Annotated in this window: 11 protein-coding genes (1 of these 11 cut by a window edge); 7 read left to right on the top strand and 4 right to left on the bottom strand. The window is 74.1% G+C overall.

Annotation, left to right across the window (positions count from 1 at the left end):
- The 7 genes in view from ACIBK9_RS19540 to ACIBK9_RS19510 are tightly spaced (each overlapping or abutting the next) and all read left to right on the top strand, a layout consistent with a single transcriptional unit that may run on beyond the window.
- Window positions 1-4,929: the 3' portion of an SDR family NAD(P)-dependent oxidoreductase gene (locus ACIBK9_RS19540; protein ID WP_397159879.1), read on the top strand. The gene continues 498 nt to the left of window position 1, outside the view; 4,929 of the gene's 5,427 nt are visible here — the last part of the coding sequence; the start codon falls outside the window, past its left edge; the stop codon is at window positions 4,927-4,929.
- Complete coding sequence (locus ACIBK9_RS19535; protein ID WP_397159877.1) at window positions 4,926-5,141, top strand: MbtH family protein; 216 nt, start codon at window positions 4,926-4,928, stop codon at window positions 5,139-5,141. Before ACIBK9_RS19540 ends, ACIBK9_RS19535 begins: the two co-directional genes overlap by 4 nt.
- Window positions 5,134-8,274 carry an amino acid adenylation domain-containing protein gene (locus ACIBK9_RS19530; protein ID WP_397159875.1) on the top strand — a complete coding sequence of 1,047 codons (3,141 nt, stop codon included), beginning with the start codon at window positions 5,134-5,136 and terminating at the stop codon, window positions 8,272-8,274. Before ACIBK9_RS19535 ends, ACIBK9_RS19530 begins: the two co-directional genes overlap by 8 nt.
- A complete protein-coding gene (locus ACIBK9_RS19525; protein WP_397159873.1) occupies window positions 8,271-11,402 on the top strand; it encodes an amino acid adenylation domain-containing protein in 3,132 nt (1,043 codons plus the stop codon). The genes ACIBK9_RS19530 and ACIBK9_RS19525 overlap by 4 nt, the downstream gene beginning before the upstream one ends.
- The gene (locus ACIBK9_RS19520) at window positions 11,395-14,421 is read left to right on the top strand and encodes an amino acid adenylation domain-containing protein (RefSeq protein ID WP_397159871.1); all 3,027 of its coding nucleotides are present in this window, start codon (window positions 11,395-11,397) and stop codon (window positions 14,419-14,421) included. Before ACIBK9_RS19525 ends, ACIBK9_RS19520 begins: the two co-directional genes overlap by 8 nt.
- Window positions 14,418-18,035 carry an amino acid adenylation domain-containing protein gene (locus ACIBK9_RS19515; RefSeq protein ID WP_397159869.1) on the top strand — a complete coding sequence of 1,206 codons (3,618 nt, stop codon included), beginning with the start codon at window positions 14,418-14,420 and terminating at the stop codon, window positions 18,033-18,035. The genes ACIBK9_RS19520 and ACIBK9_RS19515 overlap by 4 nt, the downstream gene beginning before the upstream one ends.
- Window positions 18,016-19,284 carry an MFS transporter gene (locus tag ACIBK9_RS19510; RefSeq protein ID WP_397159867.1) on the top strand — a complete coding sequence of 423 codons (1,269 nt, stop codon included), beginning with the start codon at window positions 18,016-18,018 and terminating at the stop codon, window positions 19,282-19,284. The genes ACIBK9_RS19515 and ACIBK9_RS19510 overlap by 20 nt, the downstream gene beginning before the upstream one ends.
- On the opposite strand, the gene ACIBK9_RS19505 is transcribed toward ACIBK9_RS19510, so the two are convergent.
- The 4 genes from ACIBK9_RS19505 to ACIBK9_RS19490 are packed head-to-tail and all read right to left on the bottom strand — an operon-like array spanning window position 19,253 to window position 25,249.
- Complete coding sequence (locus ACIBK9_RS19505) at window positions 19,253-20,272, bottom strand: LLM class F420-dependent oxidoreductase (protein ID WP_397159865.1); 1,020 nt, start codon at window positions 20,270-20,272, stop codon at window positions 19,253-19,255. The genes ACIBK9_RS19510 and ACIBK9_RS19505 overlap by 32 nt on opposite strands.
- Window positions 20,251-20,985 (bottom strand): alpha/beta fold hydrolase, encoded by a 735-nt coding sequence (locus tag ACIBK9_RS19500; protein ID WP_358297783.1) that lies wholly within the window; start codon window positions 20,983-20,985, stop codon window positions 20,251-20,253. The genes ACIBK9_RS19505 and ACIBK9_RS19500 overlap by 22 nt, the downstream gene beginning before the upstream one ends.
- On the bottom strand, window positions 20,982-24,941 hold the full coding sequence (locus ACIBK9_RS19495) for an amino acid adenylation domain-containing protein (protein WP_397159862.1): 3,960 nt from the start codon (window positions 24,939-24,941) through the stop codon (window positions 20,982-20,984). Before ACIBK9_RS19495 ends, ACIBK9_RS19500 begins: the two co-directional genes overlap by 4 nt.
- The gene (locus ACIBK9_RS19490; protein ID WP_358297791.1) at window positions 24,938-25,249 is read right to left on the bottom strand and encodes an acyl carrier protein; all 312 of its coding nucleotides are present in this window, start codon (window positions 25,247-25,249) and stop codon (window positions 24,938-24,940) included. The genes ACIBK9_RS19495 and ACIBK9_RS19490 overlap by 4 nt, the downstream gene beginning before the upstream one ends.

Raw genomic sequence — 25,249 nt, 5'->3', positions numbered from 1 at the left:
CTCGACCTGCGCGGCCCCAGCTACACCGTGCACACGGCGTGCTCGACCGCGCTGGTGGCCTTCCACATCGCGTGCGAGGCGCTGCGCAACGGCGAATGCGACATGGCGCTGGCCGGCGCGGCCATGCTGGACCTGCCGCAGGGCGAGGGCTACATCTACGACCAGGACGGCATCGTCTCCCCCGACGGGCACACCCGCTCCTTCGACGCCGACGCCGGCGGCACGACCTGGGGCAGCGGCGGCGGCGTCCTGGTGCTGAAGCGGCTGTCGGAGGCGATCGAGGACCGCGACAACATCCGCGCGGTGGTCCTGGGCAACGCGATCAACAACGACGGCGCGGGCAAGGTCGGCTTCTCCGCGCCCAGCCTGGACGGCCAGGCCGCGGTGATCGCGCAGGCGCTGGGCGTCGGCGGCGTGGACCCCCGTACGGTCACCTACGTCGAGGCGCACGGCACCGGCACGGCGCTCGGCGACCCGATCGAGGTGGCCGCGCTGTCCAGCGTGTTCGCCCAGCACACGAGCGACACCCAGTGGTGCGGCATCGGCTCGGTCAAGAGCAACATCGGCCACCTCGGCCAGTCGGCCGGCATCCCCAGCCTGGTCAAGACGGTGCTGGCGCTGGAGAACAAGCTGATCCCGCCGACGTTGCACTTCAAGAGCCCCAACCCCAAGATCGACTTCCCGGCGAGCCCGTTCTACGTCGTCTCCTCGCCGACGAAGTGGGAGCGCGACGAGTTCCCGCGCCGCGCGGGGGTCAGCTCGTTCGGCATCGGCGGCACGAACGCGCACGCCGTGCTGGAGGAGGCCCCGCCGCGCCCGTCGCTGCCCCGTGAGCGGCCCGCGCACCTGCTGAAGCTGTCGGCCAGGACGGAGTCGGCGCTGGCCGCCGCGCGCGAACGGCTGGCCGCGCACCTGGCCGCGCACCCCGAGACGGACCTGGCCGACGCCGCGTTCACGCTGCGCGTGGGCCGCCGGGAGCTCAAGCACCGGGCCGTCGTCGTCGCCACCTCGCCGGGCGACGCGGTGGCCGCGCTGTCCGACCCCAGGCGGACCGTCACCGGCGCCAAGCCGAAGCGGCCGGCGCAGGTGGCCTTCCTCTTCTCCGGCCAGGGCGCCCAGTACGGCGGCATGGCCGCGGAGCTGTACCGCAACGAGCCGATCTTCCGCGAGGCGGTCGACGAGTGCGCGGCCGTCCTGGACGTGCGCGAGGAGATCTTCGCCACCGGCGAGGAGGCCGACGAGGCGCTGCGGCAGACCTCGCTCACCCAGCCCGCCCTGTTCACGGTGGAGTACGCGCTGGCCAGGCTCTGGCTCTCGCTGGGCGTCGAGCCCGCCGCGATGATCGGCCACAGCATCGGCGAGTACGCGGCGGCCACCATCGCCGGCGTCTTCACCCTGCCCGACGCGATGCGGCTGGTCGCGGCGCGCGGCCGGCTGATCCAGGCGCTGCCGCCGGGTTCCATGCTGGCCGTGCAGCTCATGCCCGACGAGATCGCGCCGATGCTGCCCGACGACGTCTCCGTGGCCACCGTCAACGGCCCCGGCACGTGCGTCGTGTCCGGCCCGTCGGAGTCGATCGCGGAGCTGGCCGAGATGCTGGAGGAGGAGGGCATCGGCTGCACGCGGCTGCGCACCTCGCACGCCTTCCACTCGGCGATGATGGAGCCGATGCTGCGCGAGTTCCGCGAGCTGGTCGCGGCGGCCCGCCCGGCCGCGCCGAGCCTGCCGTTCCTGTCCAACGTGACCGGCACCTGGATCACCGCCGCGGAGGCCACCGACCCGTCCTACTGGGCCAGGCACGTGCGCGAACCGGTCCGCTTCGGCGACTGCGTCTCGACGCTGCTGGCCGACGGCGAATGGATCATGATCGAGTGCGGGCCGGGCCGGCAGCTGTGCGGCCTGGCGGGCACCCAGCTGGCCGCCGGCGCGATCGCCCCGCTGCCGTCGCTGCCCGGCCCGCGCGACCGGGCCGGTGACGTCGCGGTCTTCTCGCAGGCCGTGGGCGCGCTGTGGGTGCACGGCATCGAGCTGAACGACTTCGGCGCCCCCGGCTTCCGCGTCTCGCTGCCGGGTTACCCCTGGGAGCGGCAGCGCGCCTGGATCGACCCCGACCCGCAGGGCGCCTTCGCCGGCGGCGTCGCCCACCCGCAGCAGGCCGACGGCCCCCTGCCGCCCGAGCGGTGGTACGGCGTGCCCGTCTGGCACCAGGCGCCGGCCCGTCCGGGGACGCCGTCGCCGGTCACGCGCTGCCTGGCCTTCGTGGACGAGGACTCCGCCGCGCTGGCCGACGCGCTGCGCGCCTCCGGGGCCGAGGTGCTGGAGGTGCGGCCGGGCGCCGCGTTCGGCGCCTTCGACGGGCACTTCACGGTGCGGCCGGCCGTACGGGAGGACTACGACGCGCTGCTGGAGGCGGTCGGCGAGATCCCCGAGCGGGTCGTGCACGCCTGGGCGCTCACCGGCGGCGGCGAGCAGACGTGGGCGGCGCAGGACCGCGGCTTCTTCGGCGTCCTGGGTCTCGTGCAGGCGCTGTCGGCGGCCCAGCCGCCGGGCGGGGTGCAGCTCGACCTGGTGACCGCGGGCACGATGGACGTCGTCGGCGGCGACCTGACCAGGCCGGAGCACGCCACGCTGGCGGCCTTCGCCCGGGTCGTCCCGCTGGAGACGCCGTGGCTGCGCGTCCGCCACATCGACGCGCCGGACGGGGACGCGAACCGGCCGGCGGCGGTGCGGGGCGTCGCCGCCGAGCTGGGCCGCGCGGCCGAGCCCGGCGAGGCCGGGCTGCTGGCCCCGGTCGCCCTGCGCGGCGGGAAGCGGTGGCTGCTCGGGTACGAGCAGGTGGAGGTGACCAGCGAGCCGGGCGAGCCGCGCGACGGCCAGGTGTACGTGATCACCGGCGGTCTGGGCGGCATCGGCGTCTCGCTGGCCGAGGACCTGGCGGCGCGGGCCCGCGTCGGCATCGTCCTGCTGTCCAGGAGCGGGCTGCCCGACGGCCCGCCGCGGTCGGCCCGCGAGGCGCGCGCCGCCGAGGCGATCGGCCGGATGGAGGCCGCCGGGGCGCGGGTGCTGACCCTGGCCGCCGACGTGACCGATCCGGCGGACATGCGCCGGGTCAGGGACGAGACGCTCGCCGCCTTCGGCCGGGTGGACGTGCTCGTGCACGCGGCCGGCCTGCCCGGCGGCGGCATGGCCCAGATCAAGGAGCGGGAGGCGGCCGAGGCCGTGCTCCGGCCCAAGCTGCTCGGCACGCTGGCGCTGCAGGAGGCGTTCGGCGACCTGGAGCTGGAGGCCGTGGTGCTCTGCTCGTCGATCACCGCGGTGGCCGGCGGGTTCGGGCAGATCGACTACTGCGCGGCCAACAACTTCCTCGACGCGCACGCCCGCGCCGGACGAGGCTGGAACGCCGCCCAGATCGTCAGCGTCAACTGGGGCAGATGGCTGGAAGTCGGCATGGCGGTGGAGACCGCGGCGCCCGCCGGATTCGTCGCGTTGCAGCGCGGCGACCGGATCAAGGCGCTCGACCACCCGGTCCTCGACGCGCGGCACGCCGGCGAGATCGGCGGGCTCGACTGGTGCAGCGGCACGCTCTCGCCCGGCACGCACTGGGTGCTGGACGAGCACCGCATCGCCGACGTGCCGGTGCTGCCCGGCACCGGCCACGTCGAGCTGGCCAGGACGGCCGCCGAGGCGGTGCTGCCCGACGGCGGGCTCGTCGAGCTGCGGGACGTGGTGTTCGTCGAGCCGCTGTCGGTGGCCGACGGCGCGACCGCCGAGGTACGGGTGCTCTTCACCCCGGAGGCGGACGGCGCCGAGTTCCAGGTGCAGAGCATCATCGGCGGCTCGCACCGCACCCACGCCAGGGGCACGGCGGCCAAGGTGAGCCCGCCGCCCGCCGACCGGGTGGACCTGCGCGCCATCATGGACCGCTGCGTGTCCTCGGCGGACGAGCAGGGCGGCGTCCCGCTGTCGGGCCTGCTCACGCTGGGCGCGCACTGGCACCGGACGCTGACCGCCACGCATGTCGGCCAGCAGGAGGCGCTCGGCCTGTTCGAGGCCAACGACGCGCTGATGGCCGACCTCGACCGGTGGGGGCTGCACCCGGCCCTGCTCGACGCCGCCACCACCTTCAGCTGGGTCGCGGTCGAGGGCCACTACCTGCCGCTCGGCTACGGCCGCATCACCGTGTTCGGCAGCCTGCCGGAGGCGTTCTGGAGCCATCTGCGCATCACCAGCACCGACACCGACGAGGTGCTGGTCGTCGACGTCACGTTGATCGCGCCCGACGGCACGGTGCTGGTGCAGATCTCCGACTACGTCCTGCGCAGGATCGACACCGAGGCCGTGGTCTCCGGGGTCCGCTCCAGCGCCGGGTCCCAGGTCGCCGCCCCGGCCGCGGCCGCGTCACCGGCCGGCGCCGACGACGCGGCCGGCATCAGGCCGGCCGACGGGGCCCTGTCCCTGCGCAGGCTGCTCGCCGCCCCGCTCGGCCCCCAGGTCGTGGTGGCGGCCAGCACGGTGGCCGAGCTCGTCGCCGGCGTCGGCTCGCTGACCCAGGAGACCGTCGAGAGCGAGCTCGATCCGGCGGCGGTCGCCGACCGGCAGGACAAGGCGCCCGCCGAGGGCTACGTCGCGCCGCGCAACGACGCCGAGGCCACGATCGCCCGCCTGTGGGGCGAGGTGCTCGGCGGCGACCACATCGGCGTCGACGACGACTTCTTCGAGCTGGGCGGCAACTCGCTCATCGCGGTCCAGCTGATCGCCCTGATCCGCAAGGAGCTCGGGGTCCGGCTGCCGATGCGCAACCTCTTCGAGGAGCCGACCGTGGCCGGGGTCGCGGCCCTGATCGACGCCGCCACGGCCGCCGCCCCCGAGCCCGCCCCCGCCGGGCCCGCCGCCCAGACCATCCCCCGCCTCCCCCGGAGTTCCGCATGAGCGCAGAGACCAGCACAGAGACCGGCACGGACACCAAGGTCGTACGCAACGACGAGGAGCAGTACTCCATCTGGCCCGCCGGCCGGGACAACCCCTCCGGCTGGTACGACGCCGGTTTCTCCGGCACCAAGGACGCCTGTCTGGCGCACATCGAGCAGGTGTGGACCGACATGCGGCCGAAGAGTCTGCGAGAGGCCATGGACAGTGAGTGATGCCTTCCCCGCATCCTCCGGCCAGGAGCGGATGTGGTTCCTTTCGCGCTTCGAGCCCGATCTGGCCGTCTACAACATCGGCATGGTCATGCCGATGGCGGCCAGGCAGCCGGTGGACCCCCGCCGGCTGGAGCGGGCGATCGATCTGGTCGTGCGGCGTCATGAGGCGCTGCGCACCACGTTCGACTTCCGGGACGGGCAGGTCGTGCAGATCGTCCACCCCGGCGCGCCGCCCACGGCGCTGACCGAGACGGACCTGAGCCACCTGCCGCGGGCCGCCGCCGAGGCGGAGCTGGCCCGCCTGGCCAGGGCGGACGCGGTGCAGCCGTTCGACATGGAACGGGCGCCGCTGTACCGCGGCAGGCACGTCAAGCTGTCCGAGGACGACCTGCGGCTGGCCGTCGTCTTCGACCACACGATCTTCGACGGCGTCTCCTCCATGGTCTTCATGGACGAGGTGGAGGAGTGCTACGACGCGCTCGGCGAGGACCGGCCGCCGAAGCTGCCCGAGCTGCCGATCCAGTTCGCCGACTTCGCCGTGTGGCAGCGCGGCAGGTTGTCCGGCGAGTTCCTGGAGACCGAGCTGGTGCACTGGCGCGAACGGCTGGCCGGGGTGCCCGCCGACCTCGCCCTGCCGGGCGACCGGCCGCGGCCGGCCCGCCGGAGCTACCGGGGCGGGATCCGGCTCGGCGCCTACTCCCCCGAGCTGTCGGCGGGCGTGGAGCGGCTGGCCAAGGAGCTCAACACGACGTTGTTCACGGTGATGCTCACCGCGTACGCCGCCGTGCTGTCGCGCTGGTCGGGGATCGACGACATCGTGGTGGGCACGCCGGTCGCGGGCCGGCTGCTGCCCGAGATCGAGCCGGTCATCGGCATGTTCGTCAACGCGGTGCCGCTGCGCGTGGACCTGTCGGGCGCGCCCAGCTTCCGCGAGGCGGCCGGGCGCGTGCGGGCGACGGTCGCCGAGGCGCTGGACCACCAGGAGCTGCCGTTCGAGCGGCTCGTGGAGGACCTGCAGCCGGCCCGGGACCTGAGCGTGCCGCCGCTCTACCAGGTGATGTTCAACCTGGCGATCCGCACCAACGAAGGGCAGATCGCCAACGGCACCGCCAAGGTGGACCTCCAGCTCGACGTCAACATGCGCGACGGGGTGCTGCACACCCGGCTGGAGTACGCCACCGACCTGTTCGACCCGGAGACGATCGAACGCTTCGAGGCGAACCTGCGCACGCTGGTCGAGGCGGCCGCCGCCGACCCCGGCCGGGCGGTCCCCGAGCTCCCCGTGCTCGCCGCGGACGAGCGTGCGCGCGTGCTGGCCCTCGGGGACGGCGGGCCGCCGGCCGAGCCCGGCACCCTGCACACGTTGATCGAGGCCCGGGCCGCCGCGACCCCCGACGCCCCCGCGGTGGTCTTCGGCGACGTCACGCTCACCTACGCCGAGCTCAACGGCCGCGCCAACCGGCTGGCCCGGCGGTTGCGGCAGATCGGCGTGGAGCGCGGCCGGCCCGCCGCGGTCTGCGCGGAACGCTCGCCCGAGCTGGTCGTCGCGCTGCTCGCGGTGCTCAAGGCGGGCGGGGCGTACGTGCCGCTGGATCCGGAGTACCCGCGGGACCGGCTGGAGTTCATGCTGTCCGACTCCGGCGCGCGGGTGCTGCTGACCCAGCGCCACCTGCCGTCCTTCGGGCCGGTCGAGACGGTGCTGCTGGAGGACGACCACGACCTCGGCTCCGGCGACCTCGACCCGGTGACCGGGCCGGACGACGCCGCGTACCTGATCTACACCTCGGGCTCGACCGGGCGGCCGAAGGCCGTGGTCAACACCCATCGCGGCATCGTCAACCGGCTGGCCTGGATGCAGGAGACGTTCGGCCTGACGGCCGGCGACGTGGTGATGCAGAAGACGCCGACCAGCTTCGACGTGTCGGTGTGGGAGTTCTTCTGGCCGCTTCTGCAAGGCGCTTGCCTCGTGCCGGTGCGGCCGGGCGGCCACCGCGACCCCGCCCACCAGCGTGACCTGGTCAAGCGGCACGCGGTGACCACGATGCACTTCGTGCCGTCGATGCTCGCCCTCTTCCTGGAGGAGGCGAACATCGAGTCGTGCACGTCGCTGCGGCGCGTGGTGTGCAGCGGCGAGGAGCTGCCGCCCAGGACGGCGGCCCGCTTCTTCGAGCGCCTGCCCGGCGTGGAGCTGCACAACCTGTACGGCCCCACCGAGGCGGCCGTCGACGTCTCCTGGCACGCCTGCCGGCCGGGCGAGACGGTGATCCCCATCGGCCGTCCGATGCCCGGCTGCCGCCTGCACGTCCTCGACGAGCGCCTGGAGCCGATGCCGGTCGGCGTACCCGGCCAGCTGCACATCGGCGGCGTCCAGGTGGCCCGCGGCTACGCGGGACGGCCGGGGCTGACGGCCGAGCGCTTCGTCCCCGACCCGTACGGCCCGCCGGGCGCGCGGCTGTACGCCACCGGCGACCTGGCCCGGCTGCGCGCCGACGGGGAGCTGGAGTTCCTCGGCCGCATCGACGACCAGGTCAAGGTGCACGGCTGGCGGGTCGAGCTGGGCGAGGTCGAGGCGGCGCTGGCCGCGGACCCGCGGGTGCGCGGGGTCGCCGTCGCCCTGCGCGACGACGCGCCGGGCGGCCGCGGGCTGGTGGCCTACGTGGACTGGACGGGCGAGCCGAGCCAGTTGTCGCACGAGCTGCGCACCGGGCCGGCCCGCACGTTGCCCGCGGCGCTGGTGCCGCAGGCGTTCGTGCAGGTCACCGAGTTCCCCTTGGGCCCCAGCGGGAAGCTCGACCGGGCCGCGCTGCCGCCGCCCACCGGGCCCGGCCGCAGCGATCTGGGCACCACCTACGTCGCGCCGGAGACGCCGCTGGAGGAGGAGCTGTGCGCGCTCTGGGGCGAGCTGCTCGGCCGTGACCGGGTGGGCGTCGAGGACGACTTCTTCGCGCTCGGCGGGCACTCGCTGCTGGCCGTCCTGCTGATCACCCGGTATCGGGAGGCGTACGGGATCGAGATGGACCTGCGGGTCTGCTTCGAGCTCACCACGGTCGCCGAGCACGCGCTGGCCGTGCTGGAACTCCAGCTCGGCGACGTCGAGCTGGACGATCTCCTGGCGGAGGACGCGGACGGATGAGCGAGGTGAGAGGGCGGCTGGCCCGCCTCAGCCCGGAGCAGCGCGCGGCGCTGGAGCGCAGGCTCCAGCGGCAGCCGAAGGCCCGGCCCGCCGGGATCCCCCCGCGCAGCGATCCGGACGCGCCGGCGCCGCTCTCCTACGGGCAGGAGCGGCTCTGGTTCCTGCAGCGGCTCGACCCCGCCGACGCCTCCTACAACATGTACATGGTGCAGCGGCTGCGCGGCGAGCTGTCCATCCGCGACCTGGCCGGGGCGCTGGCCACCGTGGCGGCGCGGCACCCGATGCTGCGGGCCCGCTTCCCCGCGGTGGAGGGCGGCCCGGTCCAGGTCGTGGAGCCGGAGCTGAGGCTCGATCCGGTTGTGGTGGACCTGGCGGACCTGCCCGCCGCCGAACGCGAGGCCCGCGCCACGGCGATCGTGGCCGAGCTGACCAACACGCCGTTCGACCTGGCCACCGGGCCGCTGGTGCGGGTGCACCTGATCACGCTGTCGGCGACCGATCACGTGCTCTGCCTGGTCCTGCACCACCTGGTGGCCGACGGCTGGTCACTGAAGATCATCTTCTCCGAGCTGGCCGCCTGCTACACCGGGAACGCGGCCGGGCTGGGCGTCCCGTCGATCGACTACCGCGACTTCGCGGCCTGGCAGCGCGGCCGCGAGCCGTCGCGGGAGTCGCTGGACTACTGGCGCGCCAAGCTCGACGGCGTGCAGCCGCTCGACCTGCCCACGGACCGGCCGCGGCCGGCCGTACGGGTGGCCGACGGCGACTACTGCGCGCGGCGCATCGGCCCCGAGCTGACGGCCCGGCTGGAGCAGCTGGCCAGGGACGAGCGCGGCACGCTGTTCATGGTCCTGCTGGCCGCCTACCAGCTCCTCCTGGGCGCCCACTGCGGCGCCGACGACCTGACGGTCGGCTCGGTCATCGCCGGCCGCGACCGTCCGGAACTCCAGGACGTCGTCGGCTTCTTCCCCGAGACGCTCGTGCTGCGCGGCGACCTGTCCGGCGACCCGTCCTTCCGCACGCTGCTCGCGCGGACCAGGGCGACGGTGCTGGACGCGTTCGCGCACCAGGACATCCCCTTCGAACGCCTGCTCAACGACCTCGGCATCCGCCGCGACCTGAGCACGACGCCGCTGTTCCAGGCCATGTTCGTGATCCAGGACAAGGGGGCCGGCGCCCTGCCGCTGCCCGGCGTCGAGGCGGAGATGTTCGACCCGGGCGCGACCCAGGCGAAGTTCGACCTGATGCTGGACGTCACCCAGTTCGACGGCTCCCTCTGGGCGATGTTGTCCTACGCCCGCGACCTGTTCGAGGAGGAGACCGCGACGCGGCTGCTGCGGCGGTGGGAGCGGGTGCTGGAGGCGGTCGTGCGCGACCCGGGCGCGCCGCTGTCCGCGCTGCGCGCGGCCATGCTGCTGCCCGAGGACCGGCCGCCGGTCCTCGACACCCCGCAGCCGCCCGCGCGCGACGTGCTCGACCTCTTCCGGGAACGCGTCCGGCTGGCGCCCGGCGCGACGGCGGTGAGCCACGGCGACCGCCGGGTCACCTACGCCGAGCTGGACGCCATGGCCGCCGCGCTGGCCGGACGCCTGGCCGCGGCCGGGGTCGGCCCGGACACGGTCGTGGGCCTGCGGGCCGGGCGCTCGGTGGAGCTGATCGCCGGGATGCTCGCCGTCGGCCGGGCGGGCGGCGCCTACCTGCCGCTCGACCCCGCCTACCCGCCGGAGCGGCTGCGGTGGATGGCGGCGGACGCGGACGCGGTCCTGGTGCTGGACGAGGACGATCTCCGCGAGTCGCCGCAGGCGCCGCACGCCGAGGTCGCGGGGCCGGGCTCGCTGGCCTACGTGATCTACACCTCGGGCTCGACCGGGCGTCCCAAGGGCGTGGAGGTGCCGCGCGAGGCGCTGGCGTCGCGGGTGGGCTGGATGCGCGGCCACTACGAGCTCGGGCCGGGCGACCGCGTCCTGCAGTTCGCCTCGCCGAGCTTCGACACGCACGCCGAGGAGATCTACCCGGCGCTGGCCGCCGGCGCGGAGCTCGTCCTGTGCCCGGACGAGCCGCTGCCGGACTTCCTGAAGACGCCGGAGGGCGCCGCGCTCACCGTGCTGGACCTGCCCACGTCGTACTGGCAGGAGCTGGTGGCCATGGGCGTCGAATGGCCGCCCGGCCTGCGGCTGGTCATCCTGGGCGCCGACCCGCTGCCCGGCCCGGCGCTGGCCGCCTGGTACGCGTCCGGCCCCCAGGGCGTGCGGCTGGTCAACAGCTACGGCCCCACCGAGGCCACGATCATCGCCGCCACCGCCGACATGGACCCCTCGGAGGCGCTGCGCCGCCCGGCCGTGGGCGTCGCCCTGCCCGGCACCACGCTCCAGGTGCTGGGCCCCGACGGGCTCCCGGTGCCGGCCGGCGTCGCGGGCGAGCTGCACATCGGCGGCAGCGGCCTGGCCCGCGGCTACCGGGGGGGGCCCGCCCGCACGGCCGAGCGTTTCGTGCCCGGCCCCGGCGGCTCGCGTCTCTACCGCACCGGCGACCGGGCCCGCTTCCGCCTGGACGGCGGCCTGGAGATCCTCGGCCGCCTGGACCGGCAGGTGAAGGTGCGCGGTTACCGCGTCGAGCCGGGCGAGGTGGAGTCGGCGCTGCTCGCCCACCCGTCGGTGCGGCAGGCCACGGTGGTGGTCCACGAGGACCGGCTGATCGCCTACGCCGTCCACGACGCCGGGGACGACGCGTTACGCGAGCACCTCGCCGCCGAGCTGCCCCCGCACATGGTGCCCAGCGCGATCGTCTCGCTCGACCGCATCCCGCTGACCCCCGGCGGCAAGGTCGACCGGGACGCGCTGCCCGCGCCGGGCCGGCCGCGCGGCGCCGGCTACGAGCCGCCCGCCGGCGCGGCCGAGGAGCTCGTCTGCCTGGTCTGGGCCGAGGTGCTGGGCCTGGAGCGGGTGGGCGCGCTGGACGACTTCTTCCAGCTCGGCGGCCACTCGCTGCTGGCCACCAGGACCACGGCCCGCATCGCCGCGGCCATCGAGCTGGACGTGCCGCTCAAGCTGGCCTTCACCCACCCGACGCCCCGCCTGCTGGCCGCGGCCCTGGAACACCTGGCCGAGGAGGCCGACGAGCGTGGATGAACGGCAGGCGCGCGTGCAGGCCCGCTTCCGCAAGGCGATCACGGGCCTGGGCGCCGCGGAGCAGATCCCGCGACGCGCCGAGGGCAGCGATCCGCCGCTGTCGTTCGCGCAGGAGCGGCTGTGGTTCATGGAGCAGTTCGCCCCCGGGACGAGCGCGTACGTGCTGCCCGTGTCGGCCAGGCTGCGCGGACCGCTCGACGCCGGACGGCTGCGGGAGTCGCTGGACGCCGTGGTCGCCCGGCACGAGAGCCTGCGCATGACCTTCCCCGCCGGCCCCGACGGGCGGCCGCAGGTGCGGGTGGCGGACCGGTTGCGGGTGCCGCTGCGCGTCGTGGACGTGCCGGACGAGGCGGCGGCCAGGCAGGTGCTCAGCGCCGACGCCGCGCTCCCCTTCGAGCTGGCGGACGGCCCGCTGCTGCGCGCCACCCTGGTACGGCTCGCGCCCGACGACCACGCGCTGCTGGTGGCGGTCCATCACATCGTCGCCGACGGCTGGTCGGCCGACCTCATCCTCCGTGAGCTGCTGACACCGCCGCAGAGCGGGCCGCCGCTGGGGTACGGCGACTACGCGTCGTGGCAGCGGGAGCGGCTGAGCGGCGACCGCCTGGCCGGCGACCTGGCGTTCTGGCGCGCCGAGCTGGACGGGATGCAGGTGCTCGACCTGCCCCTGGACCGGCCGCGCCCGCCCCGGCAGAGCTTCCGGGGCGGCTGGCACGACGTCCAGATCGACGTGGCGGCGTTCGGCGAGTTGTGCCGGGCCGAGGGGGCGACGCTCTACATGGGGCTGCTCGCCGCCTTCCAGGTGCTGCTGGCCCGCTGGTCCGGCACGACCGGCTTCGCGGTGGGGTCGCCGGTGGCCGGACGGACCAGGCCGGAGTTCGAGGACATGGTCGGGCTGTTCGTCAACCTGCTGCCGCTGCGGGCGCGGCTGGCGGGCGACCCCGGCTTCGCCGAGCTGCTGCGCCGCACGCGGGACGGCGCGATCGAGGTCTACGGCCACCAGGAGCTGCCCTTCGAGAAGCTGGTCGCCGAGCTGGACCCCGAACGCGACGTCAGCCGCCCACCGCTGGTCCAGGTGCTGTTCGCGCTGCAGAGCTATCGCGGCGACGGCGAGGGCTTCGAGCCGGACAGCACGACCACCCGGTTCGACCTGGAGCTCTACGCCGCCGAGCGGGGCGAGCAGTTGGAGGGCCGCTTCGTCTACAACGCCGAGCTGTTCCGGCCGGAGACGATCGAGCGGCTGGCGCAGCGGTTCGCCGCGCTGTTGCGTGCGGTGGTGGCGTCCCCCGACGTGCCGGTGGGGCGTCTGGACATCCTGCCGGACGAGGAGCGGAAGCAGCTCGCGCGGTGGAACGCCACCGAGCGGGAGCATCCGGGCGGCACCCTGCACGAGCTGGTCTTCGAGCAGGCCGAGCGCACGCCCGACGCGACGGCGCTGGTCTTCGAGGGCGACCGGCTGACCTACCGCGAGCTGGCCGAACGGGCCCGCGCGGTGGCGGCCGGGCTTGACGTGCGAGTGGACCAGCCGGTCGGCGTCTGCATGGAACGCGGCCTGGACCTGCCCGTCGTGCTCCTCGGCGTGATGGCCGCGGGCGGCGCCTACCTGCCGCTCGACCCGGCCGATCCCGAGGAACGGCGGCGCGGCATGCTCGCCGACGCGGGGGCCGCGACCGTGCTCACCGCCGCGGGCTCCGGAGGCGGGTTCACGCCGCCGTCAGTCCGCGAGGACAACCTGGCCTACGTCATCTTCACCTCCGGCTCGACCGGGCGGCCCAAAGGCGTGGGCGTCTCCCACCGCGCGATCGTCAACCGGCTGCGCTGGATGCAGGACACCTTCCAGCTCACCCCGCAAGACCGCGTCCTGCACAAGACACCCACCACCTTCGACGTCTCGGTCTGGGAACTGTTCTGGCCGCTCATCACCGGCGCGACCATGGTCATCGCCCGGCCCGGCGGGCATCGCGACACCGCCTACCTGCGCGACCTCATCAAGACCGAGAACATCACCACGACGCACTTCGTCCCGTCGATGTTGCAGGCGTTCCTGGAGGAGGAAGGGATTCGGCTTCCGCCCCGGATCATCTGCTCCGGCGAAGCCCTCCCACCCCATGACCTCCCAGGACTGCACAACCTGTACGGCCCCACCGAAGCGGCCGTGGACGTCTCGTGGCACGCCTGCCGACCGGGCGAAACGACCGTCCCCATCGGCAGACCGGTCGACAACACCACCCTGCACGTCCTCGACGCACACCTCCAGGACGTCCCCATCGGCACACCAGGCGAGCTCTACATCGGCGGCATCCAACTCGCCCGCGGCTACCTCGGCAAACCCGCACTCACCGCCGAACGCTTCCTCCCCGCACCCAACGGCGGACGCCTCTACAAAACCGGCGACCTCGCCCGCTGGCTACCTTCAGGGGAACTCGAATACCTCGGCCGCACCGACCACCAAGTCAAGATCCGCGGCATGCGCGTGGAGCTGGGCGAGATCGAGGCCCTGCTGCGCGAGCAACCCGGCGTGACGGCGGCGGCGGCCAAGCTGGTGAACGGCCGCCTGGTCGGCTACGTCGTCGGCGACGTCCCCGACCTGTCCGACGCGCTGCCGGATTTCATGATCCCGACGGCGTGGGTGCGACTGGACCGCCTGCCCGTCACCGCCAACGGCAAGCTCGACCGCGCCGCCCTCCCCGCGCCCGACCGCCCGGCCGACCTGCCGTGGGAGCCGCCGCGCGGCGCGGCGGAGATCGCCGTCGCGCAGGTCTGGCAGGAGGTGCTCGGCCTCGACCGGCCCGGCCGGCACGACACCTTCTTCGCCGTGGGCGGCGACTCCATCAGCAGTCTCAAGGTCGTGGCCCGGCTGCGCGCCACCGGCTACGACGTGGAACTGCAGCAGCTGTTCACCCATCAGGCGGTCGCCGAACTGGCCGCCGTGCTGCGGCCGCGGCAGGCCGTACCGGAGACCACGGCGGGAGCCTTCGACCTGCTCAGCGTGGCGGACAGAGAGAGGCTCACGCGATGATCATCGACGCCTACCCGCTAAGCGCCCTCCAGGCCGGGATGCTGTACCACAGCGAGCTGGACGGCGTGACCTTCCACGACCACACCACGCTCACGCTGCGCGGCACGTTCGACGAGGCGGCCCTGGTCAGGGCGCTGGACGAGCTGTCGGCCCGGCACGAGGCGCTGCGGACGTCCTTCGACCTGACCGGGTTCAGCGAGCCCGTCCAGCTCGTGCACGACCGGGCGGAGATCCCGCTGACCGTCTCCCGCGGCGAGCCGGAGTACGGGCCGTTCGACTGGACGCGGGCTCCCCTGCTCCGCGTCCACGTGCGGCCCGAAGCCGACCGGTTCGCGCTGACCGTCTACTTCCACCACGCGATCCTCGACGGGTGGAGCGTCGCGAGGCTGGTCAGCGAGCTGCTGGAACGCTATGCGACCCCCGGGCTGCCGGTGGAGCCGCCGGCGGCGCGCTTCCGTGACCTGGTGGCGGCGGAGAAGGCGATGCTCGCCCGGCCGGAGGCGGCGGAGTTCTGGCGGGAGGCGATCGCCGAGGCGCCGGAGGGCCGGTTGCCCCGGATGCCCGGCTACCCCACCGGCGGGCCGCGCGAGGTCGCGGTGCTCGCCACGGCGCTCCCCGGCGAGCTGGCCAAGGCGCTGGCCGAGCAGGCGGCCGCCGCCCGGGTGCCCCTGCGGTCGGTGGTGCTCGCGGCGCACGTGCGCGTCATGGCGCTGGTCACCGGCGATCCCGACGTCCTGACGGGGATGCTCACGCACAGCCGTCCGGAGAGCGAGGCCGGTGACGAGGTGCTCGGCCTGTTCCTCAACACCGTCCCGCTGCGGGTCCGGGCCGACGCGCCCGACCTGGTCCAGCGGGTCTTCCGGGCGGAGGTGGCGGCGCTGCCGTACCGGCACTTCCCGCTCTTCGAGATCCAGCGGGCCAGCGGTCGCGCGCGGCTGCTGGACACGCACGTGGACTTCCGCGACTTCCACGTGAACGGCGCCGCCGCCACGCCCATCGAGGGCCAGGACTTCTTCGAGCAGACCGACTTCGCCTTCAGCACGGCCTTCGTCCGGACGCCGGGCCAGGGGCTGACGCTGACCATCTCCTACGACACCACGCAGTTCCCCGCCGACCAGATCGCGGCGATCCGGGACCACTACCTCCGCGCCCTGTCCGGAGAGATCGGCATCTCGCCGCAGGACGCGGCTCAGCTCGCGCGGTGGAACGCCACCGACCGGGAGCATCCGGGCGGCACCCTGCACGAGCTGGTCTTCGCGCAGGCCGAGCGCACCCCGGACGCGACGGCGCTGGTCTTCGAGGGCGACCGGCTGACCTACCGCGAGCTGGCCGAACGGGCCCGCGCGGTCGCCGCCGGACTCGACGTGCGAGTGGACCAGCCGGTCGGCGTCTGCATGGAACGCGGCCTGGACCTGCCCGTCGTGCTCCTCGGCGTGCTGGCCGCGGGCGGCGCCTACCTGCCGCTCGACCCGGCCGATCCCGAGGAACGGCGGCGCGGCATGCTCGCCGACGCGGGGGCCGCGACCGTGCTCACCGCCGCGGGCTCCGGAGGCGGGTTCACGCCGCCGTCAGTCCGCGAGGACAACCTGGCCTACGTCATCTTCACCTCCGGCTCCACCGGACGGCCCAAAGGCGTGGGCGTCTCCCACCGCGCGATCGTCAACCGGCTGCGCTGGATGCAGGACACCTTCCAGCTCACCCCGCAAGACCGCGTCCTGCACAAGACACCCACCACCTTCGACGTCTCGGTCTGGGAACTGTTCTGGCCGCTCATCACCGGCGCGACCATGGTCATCGCCCGGCCCGGCGGGCATCGCGACACCGCCTACCTGCGCGACCTCATCAAGACCGAGAACATCACCACGACGCACTTCGTCCCCTCCATGCTCCAAGCCTTCCTGGAAGAAGAGGACGTCCAACTCCCGCCCCGGATCATCTGCTCCGGCGAAGCCCTCCCACCCCATGACCTCCCAGGACTGCACAACCTCTACGGCCCCACCGAAGCAGCCGTCGACGTCTCCTGGCACCCCTGCCAACCCGGAGAAACGACCGTCCCCATCGGCAGACCGGTCGACAACACCACCCTGCACGTCCTCGACGCACACCTCCAGGACGTCCCCATCGGCACACCAGGCGAGCTCTACATCGGCGGCATCCAACTCGCCCGCGGCTACCTCGGCAAACCCGCACTCACCGCCGAACGCTTCCTCCCCGCACCCAACGGCGGACGCCTCTACAAAACCGGCGACCTCGCCCGCTGGCTACCTTCAGGGGAACTCGAATACCTCGGCCGCACCGACCACCAAGTCAAGATCCGCGGCATGCGCGTCGAACCAGGCGAGATCGAGGCCGTCCTGCGCGCCCAGCCGGGGGTCCGCGACGCGGCCGTCACCGCGCACGGGCACAGCCTGGTCGGCTACGTGGTGGGCGACGTGCCCGACCTCCAGGACGTCCTGCCCGACCACCTGATCCCGCGCCGGTGGGTGAGCCTGGACGCCCTCCCCCTCACCCGCAGCGGCAAGCTCGACCGGGCCGCGCTGCCCGCGCCGGAGACGGCGGGCGGCCGGCCGTACGTGCCGCCGCGCGACGAGGTGGAGGCGCGCCTCGCCACCCTCTACGAAGAGGTGCTGCAGGTGCCCGCGGCCGGGATCCTGGACGACTTCTTCGAGCTCGGCGGCCACTCGCTGAGCGCCCTGCGGCTGGCCGCCCGCATCCGCCAGGAGCTGGGCCGGAGCCTGCCCGTGGGCACCGTGCTGACCGCGCCGACGATCAGCAAGCTGGCCAGGGTGCTCCGCCAGCCCGAGGACCTGGCGCCGCCGAGCCACGTCGTGCCGCTCAACCCGGACGGCGACCGCACGCCGATCTTCTTCATCCACGCGCTCGGCGGCCAGGTCTTCCGCTACCACCCGCTGGCCCGCCGCCTCGGCCCCGACCAGCCGGTGTACGCCATCGCCGCGCGTGGGCTGGTGCCCGGCGAGGAGCCGCACGCCACGCTCGCCGAGATGGCCGACGCCTACGTGGCCGACCTGCTGGAGGTGCGGCCGACGGGGCCGTACGTGCTGGGCGGGTTCTGCATCGGCGGAAACATCGCCCTGGAGGTGGCCAGGCGGCTGCGCGAGCGCGGCGAGCAGGTGCCGCTCGTCGTGCTCCTCTACGCCAACGCCGAGGAGCCCGTGGCCGAGGCGTCGCTGGAGGACGACACGGTCCTGCTCTTCCACGCGCTGGCCGGCGGCCCCGAGGAGACCCTCGGGCTGGACCCGGCCGAACTCGCCGCCCGGCCGCCGGAGGAGCAACTGCTGACGGTCATGGGCGCCGCCTCCGCCGCCGACCGGCTGGCGCCGGACACCGCCGAGGTCGAGCAGGCGCGCCGCTACCTGGCCGTGTTCCGGGCCAACGCGCACGCGGTCGGCGGCTACCGGCACGAGCCCTACGACGGCGACGTCGCGCTCTTCGCGCCCAGGCGCGAGGACGGCAACTGGCCCTCCGTCGCCAAGGGGCGGCTCGCCCACGTCGCGATCCCCGAGGAACGCGTCCCCATCCTGTACGAACCCCTGGTCGCCGGAGCGGCCACCGAGATCAGAAGGTGGATGGATCATGGCATCCCCGACCAGTGAGCAGACGAGCCTCTGGAAGCACCCCGACTTCCTGCGGCTGTGGGCGGGCCAGAGCCTGTCGCAGTTCGGCTCGGCGATCAGTCTCTTCGCGTTCCCCGTCATCGCGGTCACCGTCCTGAACGCCTCCGAGGCGGAGATGGGCGTCGTCGGCTTCCTGCTGCGGCTGCCGATGGTGTTCTTCCTGCTGTTCGGCGTGCTGGCCGACCGGGTGCGCAAGCGGCCCATCCTGATCTGGACGGACGTGGCGCGTTTCGTGCTGCTGATGCTGATCCCGGTCGCGTGGTTCGCCGACCTGCTCACGCTGACCTGGCTCTACGGCGTCATCTTCGCGCTCGGCCTGCTCAGCACGCTCTTCCAGACGGCCTACCGGAGTTACTTCCCGTTCCTGGTGCCGCGGGAGAACTTCATGGAGGGCAACTCCAAGCTGCAGCTGACCGAGTCGGCCGCCCAGACGTTCGGGCCCGGCCTGGCAGCGGCGCTGCTGAAGGTGCTCGCCGCGCCCGCGCTGCTGATCATCGACGCGGTGTCGTACCTGGCCTCCGCGATCGCGGTGTCCCTGATCAAGCGGCCGGAGGCCCGTCCGGAGCCGGACGACACCACTCCCGCGCAGGTGCACAAGGCGATCTGGCAGGGCATGGGCTGGGTGATGCGGCACGAGCTGATCCGGCCGCTGGCCGTCTCCTCGGCCGTGTACTCGCTGTTCATCCTGGGCTCGATGAACTCCATCTACGCCCTGTACGTGATCCGCGACCTGGGCGTGCCGGCGGGCTGGTTCGGCAGCATCCTGGCCGGCGGCGGCGTGGGCGCGATCATCGGGGCGCTGGTCGCCGTCAAGGTGATGCGGCGTTACGCGATCGGCAAGGTGCTGGTGTGGTCGATGGTGTACGGCAACCTGGCGCTCTTCCTCATCCCGCTGGCCGTCGGGCCGGTCTGGGTCTCGGTGGCGATGCTCGTCGTCGCGCAGCTGGTCAGCGGCGTCAGCTCGCAGATCTTCTTCGTCACCAACACCAGCCTGGTGCAGACGGTCACCCCGCCGCACCTCCAGGGCCGGGTGGTGGCCTCGATCTACTCGCTGGGCCTGATCCCCGCCCCGCTGGGCGCGCTCGGCGCCGGCCTGCTGGCCGGCGCCGTGGGGACGCGGACGACGCTGTGGGTGGTCATCGCCATCGGCGCTCTGGTGCCGATCGCGGCGATGGCCTGGTCGCCGCTGGCCAAGCTCATCGGGATGCCGGAGCCAGACTCGCAATGAGCCGCAGCTGACGGCTGCGCAGCCGCCGGGTGGGCGTGACCAGGCCGACGATCAGCGTGGTCGCGCCCGCCTCCTGGTAGGCCGCCATCCGCTCGCGCACCTTGCCCGCGGGGCCGCACATGGTCATCGCGTCCACGAGCGCGTCGGGCAGCATCGCCATGGCCTCGCCCTGCCGTCCGTCCAGGAAGGCCTCCTGCATGCGGGCGGCCTCCTGCTCGAAGCCGAGCGTGGCGGCCAGGCGGTTGTAGAAGTTGGTCCGGCGCGAGCCCATGCCGCCGAGGTAGAGGGCGAGCATGGGCCGCATCATGTCGTAGGCCAGCTCCTGGTCCTCCTCGACGAGCGTGAGCACCATGGGCGCGACGTCCAGGTCGGCGCCGCTCAGGTGCTTGGCCATGCGGGCCAGGTGGTCGGGCGGGAAGTGGATGGCCAGCCAGCCGTCGGCGAGCTCGCCGGCCAGCGCGACCGTCTTCGGGCCCATCGCGGCCAGGTAGACCGGCAGCCGCTCCTGCACCGGCGCGACGGCCAGCGTCAGCTCCTTGCCCTCGCTGCCGGGCAGGGGCAGCGTCATCGTGGGGCCCTCGTGCCGCACCGGCTCGCCGTCCAGCGCCTTGCGCACCACCTGGAGGTAGTCGCGGGCGCGGGCCAGCGGCCGGTCGAAGCGCTCGCCGTGCCAGCCCTCGACCACCTGCGGGCCGGACGGGCCCACGCCCAGCCGGGCGCGGCCGCCGGAGACCTGGTCGAGGGTGGCCGCCGTCATCGCGGCGACCACGGGCTTGCGTCCCGACATCTGCAGCACGCCGGTGCCGAGCGCGATGCGCTCGGTCTGCCCGGCGATCCAGGCCAGCAGGGTCGCCGGGTCGGTCCCGTAGGTCTCGGCCGCCCACACGGACGAGTAGCCCAGGGCCTCCGCCTCGCGGACCAGCGCCAGGTGGTCGGCGGGGCCGAGGCCCGCGCCGCCCCAGTAGCTCATGCTGTAACCGAGGCGCATCCCATCTCCTCAACGATCGCGGCGGCCAGGGCGTCGGGGGTCTCCTCGGCCAGCCAGTGGGTGGAGTCGAGCTCCTTCAACGCGGGCCGGTGCACGCTCTGCCGCCGCCAGCCCAGGAGGCCGCCCCGGGTCAGCGAGGCGTCCCTGGCTCCGTACAGGACGGAGATCGGCACCGGCAGCGGCGGCCCCGGCCGGTGGTGGTAGCCGGCCAGCAGCCCGAAGTCGGCGCGCAGCGCCGGCTCCAGCACCGGCCAGAGCGCCTCCCGGTCGGCCAGCTCCGGCGGGACGCCGCCGAGCTCGATCAGCTGCTCCCAGAACAGCCACGACGGCAACGACGGCAGGCGGCGCAGCAGCAGGGTCACGTCCGGCGCGGCGAACGAGCCCACGACCAGCCGTTCCGGCCGCCCGCCCAGCTCGACCACGCGCCGGCAGACGAGGAAGGCCAGCAACGCCCCGCTGCAGTAGCCGAACAGCGTGTACGGCTCACGCCACCCGGCCAGGTCGCGCGCCAGGTCGTCGACCAGCCCGTCGAGGTCGGTCCGCGGTTCTTCGGCGAGCCTGGCCTGGCGTCCCGGCAGGTTGACCGACCACAGGCCCACCTCGGGCGGGAAGTGCCCGGCGAGCTCGCCGAGCGAGGCCGGACCGCCGCCCGCGTGCGGGAAGGCGACCAGCGCCCGCTCCCCCTCCTTGACCTGGACGTACCACGGCGTCATCGGGCTTCCCCCAGGTGCAGGGCCAGTTCGGCCGGCGTCGGATGGTCGAACACGGCCCGCACCGAGACGGCGCGGCCCGCCAGCTCCTCCAGCGGGCCGATCAGCCGGACGGCCAGCACGGAGTGGCCCCCGTTGAGGAAGAAGTTGTCGTGCGGCCCGAGCCCGGGCCGGTTCAGCGCCTCGCTCCACAACGCCACCACCTGCCGGACCAGCCCGTCGCCCGCCTCCCGCACCGGGGCGCGGCCCTCGTCGGGCACCTTCAGGTCGCGGTAGGCGATCTTGCCGTTGGCCGTGGTGGGCAGCCTGCCGACGACGATGTACCGGGTGGGGACGGCGTAGTCGGGCAGCCGCGTCCTGGCGAAGCGCCACAGCTCTTCCTCGGTGGTCTCGCCGGTGACCTCCAGGAAGGCGGCGAGCCGTCCGTCGGTCTGCGGGTCGCCGTCGAGGATCACCGCGGCCGTGCGCACCGCCGCGTGCTCGTGCAGCGCGGCCTCGACCTCGCCGAGCTCGATGCGGTGGCCGCGCAGCTTGATCTGCCGGTCGTCGCGGCCGAGCAGCTCCAGCGCGCCGTCGTGGCGGATGCGCGCCCGGTCGCCGGTCCGGTAGAACCGGCCGTACCGGTCGTGATGGCCGAAGCGCTGCGCCGTCAGCTCGGGCCGGTCGAGGTAGCCCGCGCTCACCCCCGCGCCGGCGACGCACAGCTCGCCCGGCACGCCCGGCGGCAGCTCGCGGCCGGCGGCGTCGGTGACGAAGATCTGGGTGTTGGCCAGCGGCTCCCCGGCGGGGACCGGGTCGAGCGGCGGGTCGCGCAGCTCGGCGGCGGTGGACCAGATGGTCGTCTCGGTCGGCCCGTAGACGTTGAACACCCGGCAGCCCAGCTCCAGCAGGTCCCTGGCCAGGGCGGCGGGCATCGGCTCGCCGCCGCACAGCACCGTGCGCCCGGCCAGCTCGCGCCCGGCCTCCGGCGCGATCAGCCGCCACGCGGTGGGGGTGGCCTGCACGACCTGGACGTCGCTCGCGGCGATCAGCTCCAGGAACCTGCCCGGCTGCACCTGGTCCTCGTCGGAGGCCACGACCACGGTGCCGCCGGAGGCCAGCGGCAGCAGCAGCTCCAGCCAGGAGATGTCGAAGGAGGTGGTGGTGGACCACAGGACGCTGGTGGGCGCGCCCAGCCGGTCGGCGAAGTCGAGCACGAGGTTCGTCAGGTTCGCGTGGGTGACCTGCACGCCCTTGGGCTGCCCGGTGGAGCCGGAAGTGTAGATGACATAGGCGATGTCCCCGGCCCCGGCGGGTCCGGGCTCTCCCGGCGTGCCGGGCATCGGCACGACCGGCGTCCCGCCCGCCCAGTGCGGACTGCCCGCCGCGACGACCAGCCGCGCCCCCGAGTCGGCCACCTGGAAGGCCAGGCGCGACTCCGGTTGCCGCACGTCCAGCGGCAGGAACGCGGCTCCCGCCTGCCACACGCCGAGGACCGCCGCCACCAGGTCCGCCGAGCGTCCCAGGGCCAGGGCGACGACGTCGCCGTCGCCCACCCCTCGCTCGCGCAGCAGGTCGCGGACCGCGGCCGCGCGCCCCAGCAGCTCGTCGTAGGTGACCTCGTGCCCGCCCTCGCGCACCGCCACGGCCGGGCCCGGCACGATGCGCCCGGCCAGCGTGCCCGGCCAGGCACGGCCCGTGTCGTTGACCCGGTCGAGCAGCGCCCGGTCGGCCGGGGAGAACACGTCCGGCACGCCGCCGCGCGCCGCCTGCCGCACCACCGCGCACAGCCTGGCGGTGAACGCCGCGATCTCGTCCTCGTCGTGCACCTCGGTGCTGTGCACCATGCGGACGGTGAGCCGGTCCGGCTCCTGGATGACGTTGCACTGCATGTCCAGGCGGCTGCGGTCGATCAGGTTGTCGACGTATCCGGGCACCTCGCCCTGGATGTGCACCTTCTCGTCGCTCCAGGGCCGGTAGTTGAACATGTGGCGGAACAGCGGGACCCGCCAGTCGTCCGTGCCGTGCCCGCGGCGGGTCAGCACCGCCTCCACCGAGGCCCCGGCGTGCTCGACGCCCTCCGCGAACGCCTCCTCCACGCGCCTGGCGACCTGTTCGAAGTCGTCGTCCAGCTCGACGTGGACGCGCAGCGGCAGGGTGCTCACGGCGTAGCCGACGCGCCGGTGCTGCTCGCCCGTCTTGGTGCTGACCGGCATGCCGATCACCAGGTCCGGCCCGGCGCCGTGCCCGCGCAGCGTCAGCAGGAAGGCGGTGGCCAGCACGATGTTGCCGGTGGTGCGCAGCCTGGCGCGCAGCTCGTCCAGGGCCGCCACCGTCTCGGCGTCCACCTGCCAGGAGCAGGTGTGCCCGGCGAACGTCGGACGGCCCGGCGAGTGCCGGCTGCCCGGCAGCACCATGGCGCCGGGGTCGACGCCGTCGAGCCGGTCCAGCCAGTAGCCGATCGACTCCTCCGACGGCTCCCCCGGCTCCAGCATCGGCGCTGGCCCCGCCAGCTCCGGAGGCAGCGAGCCGTGCCCGGTCTGGCTGTCGTAGAAGCGGCCCAGCTCCTCCACCAGGAGCTGCATGGAGGTGCCGTCGATGATGATGTGGTGGCCGGCCAGGCACACCACGGTTCCCGCGCCGTCGGGCAGGGTGAAGTGTCCCACCCTGATGAGCAGGTCGCGGCCCAGGTCGAAGGGCTCGTCCAGGAAGGCCCGCAGGTCCGCGACCAGCGTCTCCTCCGTCGTGGCCCGGGTCTCGACCTTCAGCTGGGCGTCCTGCGGGGCCACCAGGTGCCGGACGGGCGTCCCGTCCACCACGGGGAACCGCAGGCGCAGCGCCGGGTGCCGCTTGACCAGCCGGTTCACCGCGATCTGCAGCGGCAGCCGGCGCAGCGGCGTCTCGAACCTGAGCGCCACCGCCAGGTTCGACACGCCGCTGTCCGGCGCGAGCTGCTCCAGCACCCAGAACGAGTACGGCACCGCCGACAGCGGGCGCGGCTCCTCCACGGAGGCGGGCAGCTCCGGCTGCGGCCTCGGGATGGGGACGCGTTGCAGCGGATGATCGGGGTCGAGCGCGGCCCAGTCCACCCGGCCGCCGCCCGTCCAGAACCTGGCCACGGCGGCCAGCAGCCCCGCCCGGTCGGGACCCGCCTCGACGTCGGCCCCGGCGTTCGCCCGCGTGAGGGCGGCGAGCGTGTCGTGCGGCGAGGGGTCGTCCGCGAGGGCCACGGGGTCCGGGACGTCCGGCAGCACGCCCCAGGCGGCGAGGGTGGCGGCCAGCCCGTAGGCGGCGGTGAGGGCGGGTGACGCCTGGACGCCGCGGGCTTCGAGTGCCTCTTCGCACATGTCCACGGCCTGGGTGAACACCGGCTCCACGCCGTACAGGCCGGCTGGCTCGGCGGAGAGGGTCGGACGGACCGGCTCCTGCTCGTAGGCGTGCTCCCGGCCCAGGGCGAGGGCGGCCTCCGCGGCGCTCCGGCAGACCACCGCGCCGCGCACGGGGTGGTGGACGCGTCCCTGCTGGAGGGTGCCCGCCACGTCGGCGTAGCGGTCCTCCGGCAGCCCTGCGAAGAAGCCGGCCAGGCCGCGCCGTGCCGACTCGGCCTCCTCGCGGGTGCGGCCGGACCACACCACGACCTGCGGACGGCCGTCGCCCGGCGCGTGCACCGGCGGATAGCCCTCCTCGACCGCCAGGTCGTCGGGCCAGATCACCCGGTGCACCAGGTCGCCGTCGAGCAACGCCCGGTCGAGCAGCCGCAGGACCAGGGTGCCGCGCAGCGTTCCGGGCGGCAGCTCGCCGGCGTCGGTCACGGCGAGCTCGCACTCCCCGGCCAGCAGCGCCGCGCAGGCCTTGCCCACCCCGCCGTACAGCCGGACGACCTGCGCTCCGGGATCGTGCCCGGCCTCCTCGGCGGCCCCGGCCTCCAGCGGGAAGCGCCCCACCGCGATCACCGCGACGGGCTGTTCGTGCGAGGTCACCGACCTTCCTCGCGGATCCTGGCGCGCACGTCGCGGCGGCTGCCGCCCAGCGGACGGCGGCGGACGCCGTCCTGCCTGGCGGGGGCGGGCGCCTGGCCCTTGGCGATCAGCTGCGAGAGCGCGCGCAGGTTCGGGTGGGTGAACATCGCGGTGACGGGCAGCTTCAGGCCCAGCGCCTCGGTGATCTCCTCGTGCAGCTCGACCAGCGCGAGCGAGTCGAAACCGGCTTCGAAGAAGTTGAGGTCGGGATCGAGGGCGCGGCCTAACCTGCGCTCCACGAGTGATGCAACCGCGTCGGCCTGGGTCAT

This window comes from Nonomuraea sp. NPDC050227 (assembly GCF_044459705.1).
Taxonomy (GTDB): domain Bacteria; phylum Actinomycetota; class Actinomycetes; order Streptosporangiales; family Streptosporangiaceae; genus Nonomuraea.
This window is presented reverse-complemented; position numbering and strand designations above follow the sequence as displayed.

Excerpts from the sequence above, each read along its gene's own strand:
- ACIBK9_RS19535 (WP_397159877.1), top strand. The coding sequence starts at position 4,926 with ATGAGCGCAGAGACCAGCACAGAGACCGGCACGGACACCAAGGTCGTA.
- ACIBK9_RS19525 (WP_397159873.1), top strand. The coding sequence starts at position 8,271 with ATGAGCGAGGTGAGAGGGCGGCTGGCCCGCCTCAGCCCGGAGCAGCGC.
- ACIBK9_RS19515 (WP_397159869.1), top strand. The coding sequence starts at position 14,418 with ATGATCATCGACGCCTACCCGCTAAGCGCCCTCCAGGCCGGGATGCTG.
- ACIBK9_RS19510 (WP_397159867.1), top strand. The coding sequence starts at position 18,016 with ATGGCATCCCCGACCAGTGAGCAGACGAGCCTCTGGAAGCACCCCGAC.
- ACIBK9_RS19505 (WP_397159865.1), bottom strand. The coding sequence starts at position 20,272 with ATGCGCCTCGGTTACAGCATGAGCTACTGGGGCGGCGCGGGCCTCGGC.
- ACIBK9_RS19500 (WP_358297783.1), bottom strand. The coding sequence starts at position 20,985 with ATGACGCCGTGGTACGTCCAGGTCAAGGAGGGGGAGCGGGCGCTGGTC.
- ACIBK9_RS19490 (WP_358297791.1), bottom strand. The coding sequence starts at position 25,249 with ATGACCCAGGCCGACGCGGTTGCATCACTCGTGGAGCGCAGGTTAGGC.